Genomic DNA, 19,420 nt, shown 5'->3' on the forward strand with positions numbered 1-19,420 from the left:
CGTTTGATACTTAGCAAAGTAGATACCTCTCAATTGAATTAGGCGCTGGGGAAGTTACTCTGAGCAAGCCTCTTGATGCTCTGACGCAAGATCAATTACTGCCTCACAACCACCTTCTGGATGTGTACCAATCTTAAATTGCCAGCCATAGCGTTGGCACAAATCATCCACAATCATCAAACCTAATCCGTGCCCATCAGAGTGCGGAATGGTCGAAAAGCCTTCACCTTCATCACGTACCGAGATGGTGTTTTCATCCATATTGATATGAATTGATCCCGATGGTGTCGCGGCGATGCCGTTGCGAATCAGGTTGCCAAGAATAATAGTCAACACGGCATTGGTTGCGCGCGTTCTTGGGTTGCCGTCGATCTGAACATCAAAGCTGAGTGCTTTCTCATCCGCCTGAGCTTGGCTTTGGAAGATGATTTGGTTGAGTTCTTCTTCGGTGATGCTGCGCACTGGTGAATCATCTGCATTACGCTCGTAACGCACTAAGCCGAGTAGGGCATCCACCATGGTCGACATCTGCTGCGTCGCATCCTGAATTCGGTTCACTTGGCGGGTTTGGAAATCCGTGTTCGCACTTCTCGCCAGTAAGCTGCTTGAGCCTTTCATTACGGTTAACGGTGTACGCAGTTCATGGCTTGCGTATCGTGCAAAGGCTTGCTCACGCTTGATGACTTGGTTGATTTTGTGGCGGTACTCATTCAACTCATCCGCAAGGGTTTGGAACTCCTTGGCCGAGCCTTCGGGCACACTAAAAGTCTGTGTGGCATCGCCTTGATGATGATCGAGTTGGGTTTTAAGCGCATTGACGGGTTCAATTAAGCGCTGTGACAAACGCAGCAGCAGGCTACCAAACAGAAACACCAGCACGGCGACAATGGACAGCACCATAGCGACGACGAGAATGAATTCCTCTGAGGTGATCTCGATTTCATCAATTAAGGAAACCAGAATCACGGGATGCTCAACGCCTTTGTAGGTGTAAGTGCTCATGTAAACCATGCGCGAGTATTCACCGTCTTCTACTTCATCAAGAAAGTGCTTTTGACCAATCAGGTATTTTTGGTAGCGCTCGGCAACCAATGAGATGTCGTTATAAGCGGTGGTGAGCAGGTCAAGTTGAATGCTGCCTTGCTCTGGGTGGGATTGGAAATGTTCAATCGCTTCTTTTTTGTCGACCATAATACGACGCTCGCCCACGCGGTCTTCAGACCAAAGCAGGGAGCCGGTAATCAACAAAAAGCAGAAGATGCCAATCACGACCGACACAAAAGAGAAAAACAGAGCGAGTCGCCCTGTCATACTTTGTGTGCTTTGCGTGCTAGCAAGTAAGCGATTGATCATGCACCTGTCTCCAAGCGGAAGCCAACTTTCGGTACGGTGATCAGGACATGTTGTTCAAATGGCTTATCAAGTTGGTTGCGAAGTTGGTAAATGTGGCTGCGCAGAACGTCGTTGTTCGGCTCGTTCTCTTGCCACAGTTGGAAGGCGATTTCTTCACGTGTCACTACATCTGGTGCGCTTTTCACAAGCATTTCCAGAATGGTGTAAGTGGTGGGGTTTAGCGCCAGCAGTTTATCTTGGCGGTAAGCTTTACGCGTTTTTTGGTCGATAGAGACTTCGCCATATTCCAACTTGCTCGACGCGACAGTGCCGCGGTAACGGCGGATCAGTGCCATCATGCGCGCTTCAAGAATATCCAGATCGAAAGGTTTGGTCAGATAGTCATCGGCACCGTGTTGAAAGCCTTTGAGCATATCGTCGCGGCTATCGAGTGCAGTGAGCATAAGTACCGGTGTGTTGTTGCCCGAGTCGCGAAGTTTATTACACATGGTCAGGCCATCCATGCGTGGCAGCATGAGGTCGAGCAAGATGATGTCGAAGGTGTTTTCCATCGCCAGTTTCAGGCCGAGCTCGCCGTTGTCTGCATAATCGAGTTCCATACCTGCACACTCAAAATAATCGAACAGCATGCCTGCGATTTCTCGATTATCTTCGACTAAAAGTACGCGTTTCATGTATTTCTCTCCAAGTGGGCGGGTTTTCGAAAATAAGACTTCGTCTTAACCGAACATTATTCACTAAGAACGTGAAAAAGATGTCAACAACATCTCTTTCACATTGATGTTTGTAGACTAGATTCATTCATCGGATTTAGTGGAAGAGTAGCATGTCAACCTTCAACATTCACGCTGCAACCTTTTCAAAGGTGAGCCAACACACTGAGCCTAAAACAGTTTTGTCTGTTGTGGTGCCATTCTTTAACGAGCAAGAAGTCTTGCCTGAATTTCATCGTCGTTTAGCCGCCGTTTTGGATGAAATGCCAGAACGCTGTGAAATCGTCTATGTTGACGACGGCAGCAAAGACGACAGCCTAATGATCGCGCAAAACTTTTCTCAATCTTCTAGCGACGTTCGTTGTATTGCACTAAGCCGTAACTTCGGCAAAGAGTCTGCCATGAGTGCGGGCTTGGAACACTGTCAAGGTGAAGCGGTGATCGTGATTGATGCTGACTTGCAAGACCCGCCTGAGTTGATCCCGCAAATGGTATCAAAATGGCGTGAGGGGTATGACGTGGTGAATATGCAGCGCAGCGAACGCCACGGTGAAACTTGGTTCAAACGCTTTTCGGCCGCTTGCTTTTACAAAGTGCTTAACAGCATGGCGAAATTGGATGTGCCTGAGAACGTGGGTGATTTCCGTCTACTGAGCGCAAAAGTGGTTAAACACATCAATGCGTTGCCAGAGCGTAACCGATACATGAAAGGTATTTTCTCTTGGCCGGGTTTCAAGCAAGTGACGGTTCAGTTTGAGCGTGACGCTCGTTTCTGTGGTGAAACCAAATGGAACTACCTCAAGCTGATTGGCCTTGCAATAGATGGCATTACCTCGTTTTCCATTCGTCCTTTACGCTTAGCGACATTTGCTGGTGCGTTAGTGGCGTTCAGTGCCTTTATCTATGGCGCATTCATAGTGATGAAAACTGTTGTGTTTGGTGAGCCTGTCACTGGCTACCCATCCATGATGGTCGTCCAACTTGCCTTGGGCGGTGTGCAACTGCTGTCGATTGGCCTTTTAGGTGAATACATTGGCCGCATTTTTGTCGAGACCAAGCAACGTCCTCTTTATCTTGTTCAGTCTGTTTATGAGCAGCCTGCAAAACATCAATCCATCCAAACCATGAAGTTTAAACTTGGAGAAACCGCGTAATCATGAGTATTAATAAAACCCATCTGTGGTTGTTGTTGGCGTTTGCTCTTTTACTCCGTCTTATTTCACTTGCCGCTTACCCTTTGATGGACACCACCGAAGCCCGCTACGGCGAAATGGCGCGCTTAATGGTGGAAACCGGCAATTGGCTTACCCCACAGTTTGATTACGGCGTGCCTTTTTGGGGGAAGCCACCCCTGTTCACGTGGATGAGTGCTTACGGCATTGAGCTGTTTGGATTGAATGAATTTGCAGTGCGCGCGCCTCATTGGTTAGCGGGTGTTGCGACGATTGTTTTTGTTGCTTTCATGGCGCATCGCGCTGGCTTTAATGCAGTCATCGCAGCGTTGGTATTGGCAACGTGTGGCATCTTTTCCATTGCGGCGGGCACTGTGATGACGGACATGGCACTGACGTTGGCAATGACGATGGCGATGGTCGGCTTTTACTACTGCTGGCTTGGCAAAGACAAACACAGCCGATTGTGGGGTTACCTCGGTTTCTTTGGCTTGGCTTGCGGGCTGTTAGCAAAAGGTCCAGTGGCGATCGTGATTATGGGTATCGCAGTGTTTCCTTGGCTCGTGATTCAGCATGGTTTCTTTGGTGCCTTCAAAGCCTTGTGGCAGCGTTTTCCAATTGTATCGGGTTTGGCGCTCATGCTGGCAGTTGCTTTGCCTTGGTACATCATGGCAGAGATGGCAACGCCGGGCTTTATTGATTACTTCATTGTTGGCGAGCACTTTAAGCGTTTTGTCGTGAGCGGTTGGGAAGGAGACTTGTACGGCTCTGCTCATGATGAACCGCGCGGAATGATCTGGTTGTTTTGGCTGCAGTCGGCTGCGCCTTGGTCAATTGTATTGCCTATCTTGGCGTGGAAACGTCGTAAGGTGCTCAAAGCCATTGAAACCGATCATCAAGGTCTGTTTAGCTTCCTGATGTGTTGGCTGATTTCACCAATGATCTTGTTCACCATGGCTGGGAATATTTTGCCTGCTTACGTACTACCGGGTGTGCCTGCATTGGGTATCTTGATTGCAATGCTGGTGGATAAACACGATTTCAAATGGCTGACCGGAACGGCAGCGGTGTTGCCAGCCCTGCTTATGATTGCGATGTTGGTTTTGAATATGGGCAAAGCAGATAGTCGCAGCGACCGCATCATCTTCGCGCAAATTAATGACAACGCTCCGGTCTTTTATATTGGTAAGCGCCCGTTCTCAGGCCAGTTCTATAGTCATGGTCAGGCGAAAAAGCTTGAAGATAAGAATGACTTAAACAATCTGAAGAAATTCCACCTGATTGGTAAATCGCAGCAAGTGGATAGCATGATTCATGAAAATGCGTTGAGTTGTACCAACGAGTTTACAGCAAAATCGAAACGCTCACTCTACACCTGTGTGGTTGGATAACGGAATGCGCAAATTAACAAAATTTGCTTCGCTGGAAAGGTTTGCTTCGTTAACAAGGTTTGCTCTAGTAGGTGGTGTCGGCTTTATGGTCGACACCCTTATCTTTTCTGTGTTGTTCCATTGGTTTGGTCTGGAGCTGATGCTGGCTCGTGGGATAGCATTTTTGTTCGCAGCTACAACGACTTGGCTTGGCAATCGCTGGCTGACTTTCTATCAAGCAGAAAAAACCAACCCTTTCGCTCAATGGCAAAAATTTATGGCGAGTGCCTTTATCAGTGCTTTGCCTAACTTTATTGTGTTCAAAGGCGTAACGCTCGCGCTAGGAACGCAAGGAGTGATGGTCTATTTGGCTTTGATCTTAGGCATATTGGCAGGCATGGTGAGCAATTATTTGCTCAGTGCAAAATGGGTGTTTCGCCAAGGGTAAGTAGGTTTGGTTGTCGAGAGTGACGATAATTCCATTTAAAACAGGGAGATGGATGAAATTTAAGTGTGACCCATGTCACGTATTGAGTAATCTGTCTCTTTCTATCCATGCGCTCTGATATCTCTCTATTTTCATATAAAAACCATTTTATTATTAAGGGTAAGTTCTATAAATACAAGAGCTTAGGCTTTCTTCTGATGCACTTTATTTATTGTGCGGCTCATACTTAGAAAATATAAAACCGCTCTCCGCCGTAACTCTGTTAATAATGCAGATCTTTCTGTTCTCTTTCTGTTCATATTTTGGCGTCTTCTATTCACTTCTGTTGTTTAAAATCCACTAAATTTCAAAAGCTAACGCCAATTTATCATCAGTCATAGAGGCTATTATGTTTAACAGTATACGTACGCGAATTGCAGTGAGTGCGGGTGGAGCAATGGCTTTCACTTTGTTGATTGCAATGGGCATGACCACCAACGCTTTCACGGATGTGAACAAGCAAATTAACGAAAAAGTGAAAGCGCAATTGACCGATGCGACCAACACAGATCTGCAAAATACTGCGATTCAGCAAGGTTTGAATATCGCTAACCAGCTTGATCCTGTTTTGGCAAACCTAAAGCAAGCGCGCTCTATTATTGAGTTAAGCGCAGAACGTAACGCAAGCGCAGACCTTATTGTTAAACAGTTTACTGCCGCGCTAGAGGCTCAGAATAAAGCCGTATTTGCTGGCTACATGGTTTGGCAAGATAAAACATGGCCACAACAAGTGACGTTCAACGCAGAAGATGGGTTTAACAGCCAAGGTTATCTTGCGCCGTTTTTCTCGCCGAACGAGCACGACAGCTTTGATGCGGTCGCCATGGAAAGCTTCAGCAATACAGAACTCAACAGCAATGGTGAGCGCAAAGATGATTGGCACCTTATGCCTTACGAAACGGGCAAGACGTTTGTCATGGAGCCTTACTTCTATCCGGTAAGAGGCAAGCAAGAGCTGATCACGACCATCAGCCAACCAATTAAGCAGGATGGCAAAATCATCGGTTCTTTAGGCTTCGATTTGTCGCTGCATGAGCTGCAAAGCCAGAGTGAACGCTTTGCGCATAACCTGTTTGATGGCGAAGGCAAAATCCTTATCACGTCTTGGAAAGGCATTACGCTTGCGAACAGCCGTGCTGCCGATATGGTTGGTAAGAAAGTATCGTCTGAGCTTGCTGCAGAATGGTCAAACATCCAGTCTATTGCAAAACGTGATGGCGCAGGTTTGGTGACTTTTGGTGGTGATGAATACGCGATCACGGCTATCGATACGAGCGATGCACCGTGGGTAGTCATGGTGTCAGTTCCCAGCAACCACCTTACAAAAAGCGTCGACGACTACCAACAATGGAGTGATGACCAGAATTCAGAAGCGCTTGAAAAAGGTATCTGGGCGGGGATCATCGCTGCTCTTCTAGGCATTGCTGCAATGGCATTTATTGCAAGCTCGCTTGGTAAAGTTCTGAACAACTTGGTTGAACGTTTCAAAGACGCTGCACAAGGTGAAGGTGATCTGACTTACCGCATTGAAGTGAAAGGCAAAGATGAAACCGCGCAACTGGCGCATTGGTTCAATACTTTCTTATCGCGTATGCAAGAGATGCTGCTGACTGTTATGGCAACGGCAGACCAAGTCGATAAGAACGCCACAGAAGGCCAAACACGTGCCGCAGCTTCTCGTGACCAATTGAATGCTCAAGTAAATGAGGTGAACTCGCTAGCAACCGCAATCAATGAAATGAGTGCCACAGCACAAGAGGTCGCGAACTCAGCAGTTCAAGCGGCAGCGGCAGCAAGCCAAGTACAAAGCAACAGCTTGAACGGCATGACACGCATGGATAACGCCGCAAATGCGGTAGATAGCTTGGCAATGCAAGTGAACGATGCGCAGCAACAAACACAGAACTTGGTCGATTCCAGCACGGCGATTCAAGGCATTTTGAGCGAGATCGGTGGTATTGCAGAACAAACCAATCTATTGGCTCTGAACGCTGCAATTGAAGCGGCTCGCGCAGGTGAGGCAGGCCGAGGCTTTGCAGTCGTTGCCGATGAAGTTCGTAATCTGGCAAATCGTACTCAAGGTTCAACAGAAGAAATCCGCGCTATGCTGGCTCGACTAGAGCAAGAGACGCAATCTATCGTGGTGTTGATGGAGCAAAGCCAAAAACAAGCCATTGATACTAAGGGTGAGACTCAAGCAGCGCACTTGGCTCTGTCTGAAATCAACCAAGCGATTGAAGTCATCAATGACATGAACAACCAAATCGCTTCGGCAGCAGAAGAACAAAGCTCAGTATCGGAAGAGATTAACCGTAATGTCGTGATCATCAACGACACGGCGGTAGAGGTGATGGATACGATGACTTCTTCAGTTGAAATCAGTAATGAGTTAACGGTAAAAGCGAGCGATCTTCACGGCGAACTGAGTAAGTTCAAGCTGTCTTAATCGTTTCATTTATTGAGTCTCCCTTACAAGCCGAGTGCATTATGCGCTCGGCTTTTTTGTTCGTGCCAATAACACTAACCCAAACTATTCATTTCAACTTTTTCTTCTTTCGTTGCGTCTTTTTGAAAATGACTTCGTCTTATAGGCATGGAACGGAATTAAGTGATGTGTGCATGGTGATGTTTTATTCATCTAATGCCTTTTTGAGAGTGCTGTAATTGACGCCGATTTATAAATCAAGTTGCGCTTCAAATTGATTATTACCGTATGCGGTTTTTACTGGGTTTTGGAACTTGTTCTAGATCATTAAAGTGTTCAAAAACGCAATCTTTGATTTTAAATATTTAAACTTTGATGTGGTTTAAGAAATTAAACCTGACTCATATGTTTTTGGTGATCTTGTTCAACTATTGTGCGTGATTTCGATCAATTCTTAGTAATTTGTTGGTGTTTTAAGCGCATTTTTTAGGTTTACAGAAGTTTACTCTGTATTGCTGAACCCACCCGAAAGGAGTAGTTTGCAGTCATTGAGTTCAAAAATATAAACCGAAATGATGAGTGTAAAGCAAGTTCGATTCACCGACGAAGACAGAGAATGTTTAAGCAACTACTTTCGTTTAGCAGACACGATTGCCGATTTGATCGGACCGTACTGTGAAGTGGTTATTCATTCATTTGAAAGCCTAGAAAATTCAGTCGTGAAGATCGTGAATGGTCATCATACCGGGCGTGAAATTGGCTCGCCAATCACCGATTTGGGCTTGCGTATGTGGAGCACATTCGAGAAAACGGGCGAAGTCTCTCCGAAGAGTTATTTCACCAATGCTGCCGATGGCTCGCTACTGAAATCGACAACGTGCATTTTGGCTGGCCCAGAGCAAAAGCCGATTGGCATGCTGTGCATCAACATGAACTTATCTTTCCCATTCCCAGAAATCGTCAAGACGCTGATGCCACAGTGTCACGTATCGCAAACCTTGCTGAGTGAAACTTTCAGCAATAACGCGAACGACGTGATTAAGCAGGCACTGAGCGCTGCCATGCAAGAGGTGGAGCAAGACGAGACGGTTTCCGCAAAAGGTCGTAACAAAGCCATCATTCGTTGTTTATTTGATAACGGTGTATTTGAGCTAAAAGAGACGACCACACAAGTATCAGAGCAACTTGGGATCAGCCGTCAGGCGGTTTACAAGTTTATCCGTGAATTTAAATCAGAATAAAACTAATAACTTAGGAGTTATATCGTGAAACAGATCATTGCCACTGAACAAGCACCTGCCGCTATCGGTCCTTACTCTCAAGGTACGTCTTACGGCGACATGGTTTACACATCAGGCCAACTACCACTGGTTCCAGAAACCATGCAGTTTGTTGAAGGCGGCATCAAAGAGCAAGCTCGTCAGTCTCTAGAGAACTTAAAAGCGGTTCTAGAAGCAAGCGGTGCGGGTCTAGAGACAGTATTGAAGACGACATGCTTCCTATCAGACATGGAAAACTTCGCCGCATTTAACGAAGTGTACACAGAGGTATTTGGTACAGAAAACGCACCAGCTCGCTCTTGCGTTGAAGCAGCAAGACTACCAAAAGACGCATTGGTTGAAGTTGAAGCCATTGCATACAAAAAGTAACCGATTTTCGGACATAAATGGGTATCAATAGGAGATTCTCATGAGCGTTTCATTTATTGGATTGAGCATCCTGTTCTTTGGGTTCTACGCATTGCTTGCGAACTTCAAAAAACAAAAGAAAAGCTTTAACTTCCGCGTACTGAGTGCGCTTGCTGCCGGCCTGTTATTCGGCGGTGCGATTCAGCTCGTATTCGGTGTTGGCAACGTTGCAACGGCAGGTTTTGCTGAACTGATTTCTGTGTTCGGTAAAGGCTACATCAAGCTTCTACAAATGATCGTAATCCCGCTAGTATTTGTGGCGATGATCTCTTCGATCATGAACGTAGAAGGCGGTGGTGCACTATCGCGCATCGCACCAAAAATCATCGGTATTCTACTTTTCACTTGTGCTATCTCTGCGGCAGTGGGCATCGCAAGTATTTACCTATTCGGTATCGATGCTAACGCGCTAGTCAGCACTATCGGCACTAACAGCGCTATCGAAGCGCGTGGTGACTCTCTGATTGCAACACAAGATGCGATGGCAAGCAGCGGTCTGTCAGGTATGGCGCTGTCTATCATCCCAACTAACATCTTTGACATGCTAACGGGCTCTCAACGTACGTCGACGCTATCAACGGTATTGTTCGGTATGTTCCTTGGCTACTGTATCCTGCAAGTGAAAAACCGTAAGCCAGAGAAAGTGCAAAACTTCGTTGATTTCATCAACTCTGCAAAAGAAGTCGTACTTTCAATGGTACGTGAGATTCTGAAGCTGACGCCTTACGGTGTATTCGCTCTGATGACCACGTTCATGATGACAAACGATTTGTTCGCACTAGCAGAAATGGGTCGCTTCCTACTAGCAAGCTACGTGGCAATCGGTGTAATGTTCGCTATCCACTTCGTGATGGTGTCTATGTTCGGTCTGTCTCCTGCGAAGTTCATGAAGAAAATCTGGCCAGTGCTAGTATTTGGCTTCGGTTCTCGCTCAAGCATGGCGGCAATCCCACTAAACGTTGAAACTCAAACTCAACGTCTAGGTGTGGACGAAGAAACAGCAAACATGTCAGCAACATTCGGTACCAGTATCGGTCAGAACGGTTGTGCGGGTATCTACCCAGCAATGCTAGCTATCATGGCGGCTCAAGTAATGGGCATGCCAGTTGACCTAGGCTTCATCCTACAACTGATTGCTGTAATCGCGATTGCTTCATTCGGTATCGCAGGTGTTGGTGGCGGTGCAACGTTCGCAGCAGTAGCAGTGCTAACTATCATGGGTCTAGACATTACGGTTGTAGCGATTCTGGTTTCTATCGAAGCGCTTATCGACATGGCTCGTACCGCGCTTAACATCTCTGGCTCAATGTTGTCAGGTGTACTAACCGCGAAGAAGAATGGCTCACTAAACACTGAGCAATACAATGCTGACGTTACTGCAACAGTAACAAAAGAAGCAGCAGTGTAACTTCCAAACTTAATAAAGAGCACCCAACGCGGGTGCTCTCCGTTTTCCTGAGTTCAGGTTATCTAGGTAATAAATATGAAAGTTGTTGTCGTAGGCGGTAGCGCTGCAGGTATGAGTTTCGCAGCGAAATACAAACGTAATCAGCCATCGGATGAAGTGATTGTGCTGGATAAGCGCGATTACATCTCGTTCGGTGCGTGTGGTTTACCTTATTTTGCTGGTGGCATGTTTGATGACACTGAGCGCATGATTTCTCGTACACCAGAGCAAGCGATTAAATCTGGTTTAGACGTACGCATTGAAACCGAAATGGTGGCACTAGACCGCACTGAAAAGCAGATCAAAGTTCGCCACCAAGGTGAAGAAAGCACCATCGATTACGATATGTTGGTGATTGCCACGGGCGCGCGTCCAATCGTGCCATCGTTTGGCGAGTTCAACCCAGAGCACGTATACACGCTAACCAGCATGGAAGATGGCTTGGCAGTAAAAGAAGCGCTTGAGGACAGCAACAAACAACGCATTTGCGTTATCGGCGGTGGTTTTATCGGTCTTGAAGTGTTCGATGCCGCACACTTACTAGGTAAGCACGTCACCATCATTGAGCGTGAACAACATGTGATGAGTCGTCAGTTCAGCCCTGAGATGATTGAAGTGGTAGAAGGCGCGATTCGTGAGTCTGGCGCTGAGCTTAAAACCGGTTGCAGCGTATTAGCCATTCGCGACGCAGAGCAGGGCGGTTACATCGTAGAAACCGACAACGGCAATGTTGAAGCAGATGTTGTGATCATGTCACTTGGCTTCAAACCAAACACAGAAGCGTTCGAGCTACCAAAAGCAGCGAACGGCGCACTACTAGTAGATGAGTTTGGCGCAACAGAAGATGCACACATTTACGCTGCTGGCGACTGTGCCGTGGTTCACCACATGGCGCTAGGCAAATCAGTGTATGTTCCACTGGCAACCACTGCCAACAAGCAAGCGCGCATGATGGCTGACAAACTTGCAGGCAAAGACACTTACATGAGTGGCTTCTTGGGTTCATCTTGCTTGAAAGTGCTGGATTACGAACTGGCATGCACAGGCGTATCGGAACTTCTAGCTAAAGAACACGGTTTGGAAGTGAAGGTTTCAACCATTTCAGATAAGAACCAAACCGACTACTACCCAGGTCAAGAAGACATTAAAGTGAAGCTGGTTTACCACCCAGAAACCAATGTGCTGCTTGGTGGCGAAATCGTGGGTAAGAAGGGCGCTGTAGGCCGAATCAACGCACTCGCTGTTGCCATCACAGCGAAGATGACCACACAGCAACTAGGTTACATGGACTTCTGCTACGCACCACCATTCGCACGTACTTGGGATGCGCTGAACGTTGCAGGTAACGTAGCGAAATAATTTAGCTATCCAAGTTCATTCAGACAAAACAAAAGGGCTCCAGAGTTATCTCTGGAGCCCTTTTTTAATGTTCGTTTTGAACTATGAAGCAGGAGTGGTTTGCTGTTCACCAGTCGCTTTTAAGCGTTCAATTTCTGATTCAGTTTGCCACTTACCGTTGTAAAGGTACTCTCGCTCTGGGAGCGGGGCATTTGACGCCCTTAAATCAAATACCTCATCGGTTTTATATTCTCTATTACAAACAGGAATGTTAAACAGTCTAGCTTCTGGCTTCGATTCAAACAGCTTTTTGTGGTCATCTACCTCTGTACAATCCAGCTTATATTCCGTGGCTAACTGATTTACCATAGATTCTAAGTCCGTTTCAGTTTTGAAAAATACGTAGCAATCAGATCTACTATGTGAACGGACAATAGTGTTGTGTTCCATATCGATATATTCACACTTATCCTGCTTAAAGTAGAACTGGATCACTTTGCGCTTTTTGTTGTAGTCGGCAAACAACCAGTCTTCACGCTCTCCAACTCTCACTTCTGTTGGTTCATCGGGCTTGCGTTTTAACATACCAAATGAAAGCAAAATGAAGGCACCTGCTCCCGCTAATGCCATCGGACCAACCAGTGCTACCATAATCACACAAACCACTGCACCTATCCAGCCAACAGCTTGCGTAGCGGTATTTACCCATTTAGGCATATTGCGACGCTTTTTCATCACAAAGCCTTTGTCAGAAAAAATATAGTCATAGCGATAGTCGAGGCCAATCGTAAGATAAAAGATACCGGCCATCATTACTGACAAGATAAGGCCAAAAAAGGTCACGACAAGCGTATCACTTGAGTGTGTCAAAAATACAATTACAAATAAGAAGCTCATAAATGGCAAAGCCGTTAACTTGTAATGGTAGCGAAATGGCTCTTCTACATCATACTTATGCCATGTTGTTAAATTGTCCCCTGTGAGAATCTCTTGCTCTTGTGCTTCTTGATAAACCGCCAATTCTTCTGGGGTGATATAAAACGGTGAATATGCCAAGGGTTACTCCTGAAAACCTAGTGTGCCAACAGCGGGGGTGAGTGTTTTTTTAATTATGTCTTGTTTGATATTGTCTGAAATAATGCCATAAGTTGCACTCTGTTTTATGCCGTTTTGGAACCAATACTCACGCTTAGCAGGGGCATCATCTTCCACATCGTAAGCTACTTGCATTGCAAGGTAATGATCTGCTTCTTCAATTGGCAAGGTTACTTTGTACACCAGTGATTGTTTGCTCGCTTGATCTTGAGTTTGTAGCGTGACTAAATCTGCGTTTTGATGCCACGAGCCTGACATCAAATCATCTTCTGTTGCCTTGCTGTTAGTTCTCAACGTAATACCATTCGTTGCAGCACGCCTTGGCAGTTGAATATGCACTTCCAAACCGATTAACTCACGATGTGTGTAACCTGGGTAAGCTTGTACTTTTTCAATAGGTTGATGGTATACCGTAGGCTGTTGAATAATAGATTGTAAGTCAAACAGCGCTTGCTGAACCAATGCTGAATTATGCTTCTCTCTTTCGGGTAAGCTCGAAGATTGGCTCCACTGAGTGCGAGTCGGGTGATAACCCCAAGGCAGTTTATCTAACCATTTTTGGAAATCATCTTGTTTCAGTTTATTCAACTTATAATTGATGGCTAGGTATGCAATCGTGAGAATAACCAGGCCGGCCGTTATAGGCCCGCCAAAGGATAAGTTTAATGCAAATTGTCCAGTTAACCCTCCGTATACTTGGAATATACCGACAGCTGACATTGCTGTTAATACTAGGGAATTTGCTACATGCAGATATTTTTCTTGACCATAAACTTCGTCAGCACTCTGCCAAGAACGGTAAGCCTCAATACCCGAAGCTAACGCACCTAAAGCCCCTGTGATTGCTAGCCATTTATTGAATACCTTTAGGTCATCAAGGTTTAAGTTTTTAAAGGTATCTTCGTTTCTATTCACTAACTTTTTTAAGACATTATATGAATGTGACCTTAACCTAGGATCACCCTTCACTTTCTCCCATAACTTACCTGTACGAATACCTGTCCAAGCGTTGACTGTGTAAAATAACTTTTGTTGGATATCCAAAAATTCATCTGAGGACATTAACCCCGTGTCTTGAATACTGTTCATTGCATCAGCGAGTGCGATGCAGTTGAAAATCAGAGCTAAGAAGCCTAAACCACCCACATCTTCAAACCGTTGATTAAGATTGTTTAATCTGTTATCCCATATGTCTTTACGCATTTGAATTGTTGCCTTAAGTACGTCATCTGGAAGTTCTACGTACTGTGGGTATTCAAACGTCGCAACGGCTAAGCTTTTTTGAAGGTGCCGCTGTTGCTGGAGAGCCTTCTTATACTGCGTGTTTGATATAGTTTTATCACCCTTGTTGAAGGCTGCTAACACTTCCTTGTTTTGGTTGGATGCGATAAGTTTTTTATCATGATTGGATTTCCAAGAACCAAAATTTTGTGCGTAGCCTTTGTTGATATTGATTGGAGTGTCTATCGACAAACGTTCTACAACGGCAGCTCTTAGGTAAAAACTTGTTCGGGTGAGCGGTTTTGACAATAGAGATATCATTAAGATAGACGCTTGGGCTGTAAGGCTAACACCAACCTCTATTGCCCCCTTCAGTAAAGCACTGTTAGTCGCTTTGAATATGGTATCTAGCCCATCGAATCCTTTTGCTATATCTCTTAAAAACTCGGTTTCTGCAGTATTTGGGTTAGAAATAAAGTCCATTACTTTTGCATACATACCCACACGGTTACTTGCTGCCGAAACGTAGTCCATAAATTGTTTGTCTGAGCTTTCAGTGTCTGGAGCAATTTTGGCGACGTCTACTTCACCTACCTGATTTGAAACTTGTTCAGGAATTAACTTCTCCACTTGTTTAAAGAGGCTACGACTAAACCCGGAAGTGTAGAGAGCAAGTAAACTGGTTGGTTTCTCCCATTGGCTTTCAGCCCATTGGCGGTCTTCTTCTTGCATCACCAGAGTAAATGACTCAACCGCTTGTTTATGAAGTTGATACAAGCTGTACTGCGTATCTTCGCTGTATAGGTCGAAGGTTCTCTCGAGATGATGCGGTGTCAAAGATTCCATTACAGCAATAAAGTCCCTTTTTACCGAGACAACTTGGGCAAGCATGGTTTCTTTTTGTTCTGACAGCTCTTGCATCTCGCTCAGCATTTGCTTCCAGTTGAGCTGCTTACGCCAGCGTTCAGTCGCTATCCATTGTTCGTATTTACCAAATCGGCTTGCAGAAATCCGATATTTGTCCTGTATTGCTTTGGCAATGTCACTTTGGGTATGTTGGTGTGATTCAATCGCTCCAGCGGAAAATTTAGCAGGATAGCTTGATTGAACTGAGCTTTTGTTTTGTTCAGCCAAATTAAGTTGGTGAGAGGAATCATAATACTCAGCCATGTCGGTATAAAACGATAGCTCTTCTCCGTTACGCTTAACGTTAGCTGGCATGTCTATCTCGTCACTTGCCCCGAACATGCACAGTTGCATGGCGGTCTGCATCAAGCTCCACTGGTTTGAAAACTGGTCAGTGAAAAGGCGGTATGGGCTTGCAGCGCCAACAAAATGCAGCGACATATCTTGAATGTCTGCGGCGTAATCTTTTATAGCGACAAAGTAGCCCGACTCTTCTTCTGGAATCGCCGAGGTTAAGTCACCCTCCGCTGCGACAGGTTTAAAGATAGAACTATCTTCATCAGCTTTGGTAGCGATGCCAGAATCCGCAAAGCGGCCATCATCGACGGCAGAAGATTCAATATCAGCAACTTGGGTTAATTTATCTATTGATGCAATGTTGTGCTGATTCTCGTTTGCAGACAGAACAACAGTCTGCATGCGATCGATATGATTACTCGGATTGTTAAGGACGCGCATGAACATGTTCCATGTCCAGCGGTGTTCAGAGTAACAAATCGACAGCACGCTCCCATCTTCGTAAGTAAGGAAAGGTTTTGCACCTTCTGGTGTCCCACGCTGTTCGGATTCTGGGCTTTCCGACTCTCCCAACTTGTAGAGCGTGAATTGCGTTCCTTTGATTTCATATTCGTCTAGGCTTTTGTTGATTGCATCATAGACATACAACCAACCATCGCGAAGCTGACGCAGGGTGTAGCCAACGGTATTGAGTTTGGCTGGGCCTTGGCCTTTCCATTCTTCAGGCAAACCAAAAGGTTGTGTTTCTTCTGTTTCTAGCTGATCGATGGCGTAGCGAACAGGGATGAAATGTGCCGGTAAAGCCTCTGTTGGTTCTTTCTCGGTTTTTAAATTGAGAGGTTCTGGTTCAGACGGCGGTGGCGGATCGATTTTTTTGGTTTCTCCTTCCCAAAACATACTGCGCTCTGGAGGCGAGCCAGCCATATCATCGGATGCGGTGGTTGGAACGGTATTTAGAGATTTCAACGTGCCATCGCTTTCAAATGCCTGAACAGCTTCTTCGTGGGTATAGCTGTTGTCGTGCCAAAACATCGAAGTTTTTGGCGGAAGTGGATTACTCATCGTCAGCCTATGTTTAAGAGTTTTACTCCATTAGGCAAATATCGCACCAAAATAAAATGACTAAAAATCATTAGGTTATTTCTTACGTGATTCTGCTTTAACCAAAAAGTTGTTTGTTTTTCCAATAAGTTGGTTGGCGTATACCATTTTTTGTTTCGATATAGACCAAGTGTGGGTTGACAGAGCTCGCTCTAAAGAACAATGATTATCCAGACAAAACAAAAGGGCTTCAGAGTTACCTCTGAAGCCCTTTTACTATTCAAGTTTACTGTTCAAGCTCTATTGAATTAACGGCGCTTAGGTTTGCGTTGACCCGCTGGTTTGCCTTGTCCTTGAGGACGACCTTGGCCTTGTGAGCCCGCACTGTTGGAGCGGTTTTGGTTGTTGCTACCAGGACGTGATCCTGTATTAGGACGCTGACCGTTTTGGTTGCCACGACCTTGGCCGTTTTGTCCGCCTTGCGCTTTACCTGAACCGTTGCGGTTGCCAGATGGCTTGCCGTCTCGTGAGCCGCCTTCAGAGCGTTTGTTCAAGTGGCCACCGAAGCCCGGTTGGTTTTTGGTGTGTTTGGTTGCAAAACGGTTTGCACCGTGACGACCAGACTTACGACGCTGTACTGGAGTTTGCGCATCAATGTCTTCTGCTGGAACCAGACAGTTTGGTTTATCACCAATCAGGTGTTTTTTACCCATGTTGATCAGCGCTTCGCGGATCATTGGCCAGTTCGCTGGATCGTGGTAGCGAAGTAGGGCTTTGTGTAGGCGACGCTGACGTTCACCTTTCGCCACTGGTACATCTTCACGTTGTTTGTACTTCACGCGTTTCAGAGGGTTTGTCTCTGAGTAGTACATCGACGTTGCGTTACACATTGGCGATGGGTAGAAGTTCTGTACTTGGTCACACTCGAAGTTGTTCTTCTTCAGCCATAGAGCCAAGTTCAGCATGTCTTCGTCTTCTGTACCTGGGTGTGCAGAGATAAAGTAAGGGATCAGGTATTGTTTTTTACCTGCTTCCGCGCTGTACTTCTCAAACATCTCTTTAAAGCGGTCGTAAGTGCCCATGCCCGGCTTCATCATCAGATCCAGTGGACCTTTTTCTGTGTGCTCAGGAGCAATTTTCAGGTAACCGCCTACGTGGTGAGTTACCAGCTCTTTCACGTACTCTGGTGATTCAATCGCAAGGTCGTAACGTACGCCAGATGCGATCATAACTTTCTTCACGCCTTCTACTTTACGTGCTGCACGGTAAAGGTCGATGGTGTGCTTGTGGTCCGTGTTTAGCTTGTTACAGATACCCGGGAACACACAAGAAGGGCGACGACAGTTTGCTTCTGCTTTTGGATCGCTACAGCCAAGACGGTACATGTTTGCCGTTGGACCACCCAAGTCAGAAATTGTACCGGTAAAGCCAGGCACTTTGTCGCGGATTTCTTCCAACTCATTGATGATGGATTCTTGTGAACGGTTTTGAATGATACGGCCTTCGTGCTCAGTAATCGAACAGAAAGAACAGCCACCAAAACAACCACGCATGATGTTAACCGAAGTTTTGATCATGTCGTAAGCAGGGATCTTTGCTTTGCCATACATAGGGTGAGGAACACGCGCGTACGATAGGCCGAATACGTAGTCCATCTCTTCTGTAGTCAGAGGGATTGGCGCTTGGTTTACCCAAAGTTCACGGTCACCATGACGTTGCAATAGAGCACGACCCGAATATGGGTTGGTCTCTAAGTGCAGAACACGGCTGGCATGGGCATAAAGAATGCGGTCGTTGTGCAATTTTTCGAAGGCTGGTAAGCGCACCGCTGTGTTCGCTGCATCATGACGTGATGGACGAATCGTGATTGGCTGTGCAACAGGCTCTTCTTTTTTGGTATCGCACTGAGTTTCCACTTCGTAAGGGTTCTTTGGTACGAACGCTTCTTTACGAGGTTTCTCAATACGAGAAGAATCGATAACGGTGTAACCTTCAGGCTCTGCTGGCAGGTTAACCGCAGTACCGCGAATGTTGGTCATGGTCGAAATGTCTTCGCCATCAGCAAGACGATGTGCGACTTCTACTAGAGCACGCTCAGCGTTACCAAAAAGAAGAATGTCCGCTTTCGCATCGAACAGCACAGAGCGACGAACTTTGTCTGACCAGTAATCGTAGTGAGCCACACGACGCAAACTTGCTTCGATACCGCCAAGAATAATAGGCGTGCCTTTGTAGGCTTCACGACAACGTTGTGAGTACACCAAAGTAGCACGATCTGGACGCTTGCCGCCTTCGTTGTTTGGCGTGTACGCATCATCGTGACGAAGCTTTTTGTCCGCCGTATAACGGTTGATCATCGAGTCCATGTTACCCGCGGTTATCCCGAAGAACAGATTTGGCTTACCAAGCTGCATGAAAGCATCTTTGTTGTTCCATTCTGGTTGAGCAATGATACCGACACGGAAGCCTTGTGCTTCCAGAAGACGACCAATGATCGCCATACCAAAGCTCGGATGATCCACATACGCGTCACCCGTGACAATGATAATGTCACAACTATCCCATCCTAGGGCGTCCATTTCTTTGCGGCTGGTCGGCAAGAAAGGTGCCGTACCAAAACACTCAGCCCAGTATTTTTTGTACTCATGAATAGGAGTAATGTCGTTGGTCATATTTTGCTCTCTGTTCCAGGGAGCGCGAATTATAGCGATTTGATAATCAGGTATCTATACCCAAGTCCCCATATCAAGCTTAGTTCAGTAAGTTTTATTGCTAGATGAAAATAACTCGCAATTAGGCTGGTGGTTTTTACTACGTTATGTCCTTCAAAGCCTTATGGTTATTGGCTTTGCAGACGATGAAAATTT

General features: G+C 46.0%; 13 protein-coding genes. 8 read left to right on the plus strand and 5 right to left on the minus strand.

From position 1 onward, the window contains the following. Positions 1-54: 54 nt before the first annotated feature. The gene (locus KJB05_RS06550) at positions 55-1,353 is read right to left on the minus strand and encodes a HAMP domain-containing sensor histidine kinase (protein ID WP_041058243.1); all 1,299 of its coding nucleotides are present in this window, start codon (positions 1,351-1,353) and stop codon (positions 55-57) included. Continuing rightward, entirely contained in the window at positions 1,350-2,027 is a 678-nt protein-coding gene (locus KJB05_RS06555) for a response regulator transcription factor (protein ID WP_208444395.1), read from the minus strand. Before KJB05_RS06555 ends, KJB05_RS06550 begins: the two co-directional genes overlap by 4 nt. Before the next feature lie 152 nt (positions 2,028-2,179). On the opposite strand from KJB05_RS06555, the gene KJB05_RS06560 reads away from it, so the two are divergent. From KJB05_RS06560 to KJB05_RS06595, 8 genes are all read left to right on the plus strand, one after another. Further along, a complete protein-coding gene (locus KJB05_RS06560; protein WP_208444396.1) occupies positions 2,180-3,220 on the plus strand; it encodes a glycosyltransferase family 2 protein in 1,041 nt (346 codons plus the stop codon). Positions 3,221-3,222: 2 nt separating this feature from the next. Beyond that, entirely contained in the window at positions 3,223-4,629 is a 1,407-nt protein-coding gene (locus KJB05_RS06565) for a glycosyltransferase family 39 protein (protein WP_208444397.1), read from the plus strand. A 4-nt stretch (positions 4,630-4,633) separates the two neighbouring features. Next, entirely contained in the window at positions 4,634-5,056 is a 423-nt protein-coding gene (locus tag KJB05_RS06570; RefSeq protein ID WP_208444398.1) for a GtrA family protein, read from the plus strand. A 388-nt stretch (positions 5,057-5,444) separates the two neighbouring features. Beyond that, entirely contained in the window at positions 5,445-7,541 is a 2,097-nt protein-coding gene (locus KJB05_RS06575; RefSeq protein WP_039842287.1) for a methyl-accepting chemotaxis protein, read from the plus strand. Between the two features lie 551 nt (positions 7,542-8,092). Continuing rightward, a complete protein-coding gene (locus KJB05_RS06580) occupies positions 8,093-8,761 on the plus strand; it encodes a PAS domain-containing protein (protein ID WP_208444399.1) in 669 nt (222 codons plus the stop codon). A 24-nt stretch (positions 8,762-8,785) separates the two neighbouring features. After that, positions 8,786-9,169, plus strand: a complete 384-nt coding sequence (locus tag KJB05_RS06585; protein ID WP_208444400.1) for a RidA family protein — start codon at positions 8,786-8,788, stop codon at positions 9,167-9,169. A gap of 40 nt (positions 9,170-9,209) precedes the next feature. Beyond that, on the plus strand, positions 9,210-10,616 hold the full coding sequence (locus KJB05_RS06590) for a cation:dicarboxylase symporter family transporter (protein ID WP_020197900.1): 1,407 nt from the start codon (positions 9,210-9,212) through the stop codon (positions 10,614-10,616). A gap of 75 nt (positions 10,617-10,691) precedes the next feature. Then, positions 10,692-12,014, plus strand: a complete 1,323-nt coding sequence (locus tag KJB05_RS06595; RefSeq protein WP_208444401.1) for a CoA-disulfide reductase — start codon at positions 10,692-10,694, stop codon at positions 12,012-12,014. 81 nt (positions 12,015-12,095) lie between these two features. Here KJB05_RS06595 and KJB05_RS06600 read toward each other — a convergent pair whose 3' ends face one another. The 3 genes from KJB05_RS06600 to KJB05_RS06610 form a co-directional block, all read right to left on the minus strand. Continuing rightward, on the minus strand, positions 12,096-13,049 hold the full coding sequence (locus KJB05_RS06600) for a hypothetical protein (protein WP_208444402.1): 954 nt from the start codon (positions 13,047-13,049) through the stop codon (positions 12,096-12,098). Positions 13,050-13,052: 3 nt separating this feature from the next. After that, positions 13,053-16,574 carry a T6SS effector BTH_I2691 family protein gene (locus KJB05_RS06605; protein WP_208444403.1) on the minus strand — a complete coding sequence of 1,174 codons (3,522 nt, stop codon included), beginning with the start codon at positions 16,572-16,574 and terminating at the stop codon, positions 13,053-13,055. 287 nt (positions 16,575-16,861) lie between these two features. Beyond that, positions 16,862-19,225 (minus strand): YgiQ family radical SAM protein, encoded by a 2,364-nt coding sequence (locus tag KJB05_RS06610; protein ID WP_208444404.1) that lies wholly within the window; start codon positions 19,223-19,225, stop codon positions 16,862-16,864. Positions 19,226-19,420: the final 195 nt, after the last annotated feature.

Source organism: Vibrio sp. B1ASS3, assembly GCF_905175355.1.
GTDB lineage: Bacteria > Pseudomonadota > Gammaproteobacteria > Enterobacterales > Vibrionaceae > Vibrio > Vibrio owensii.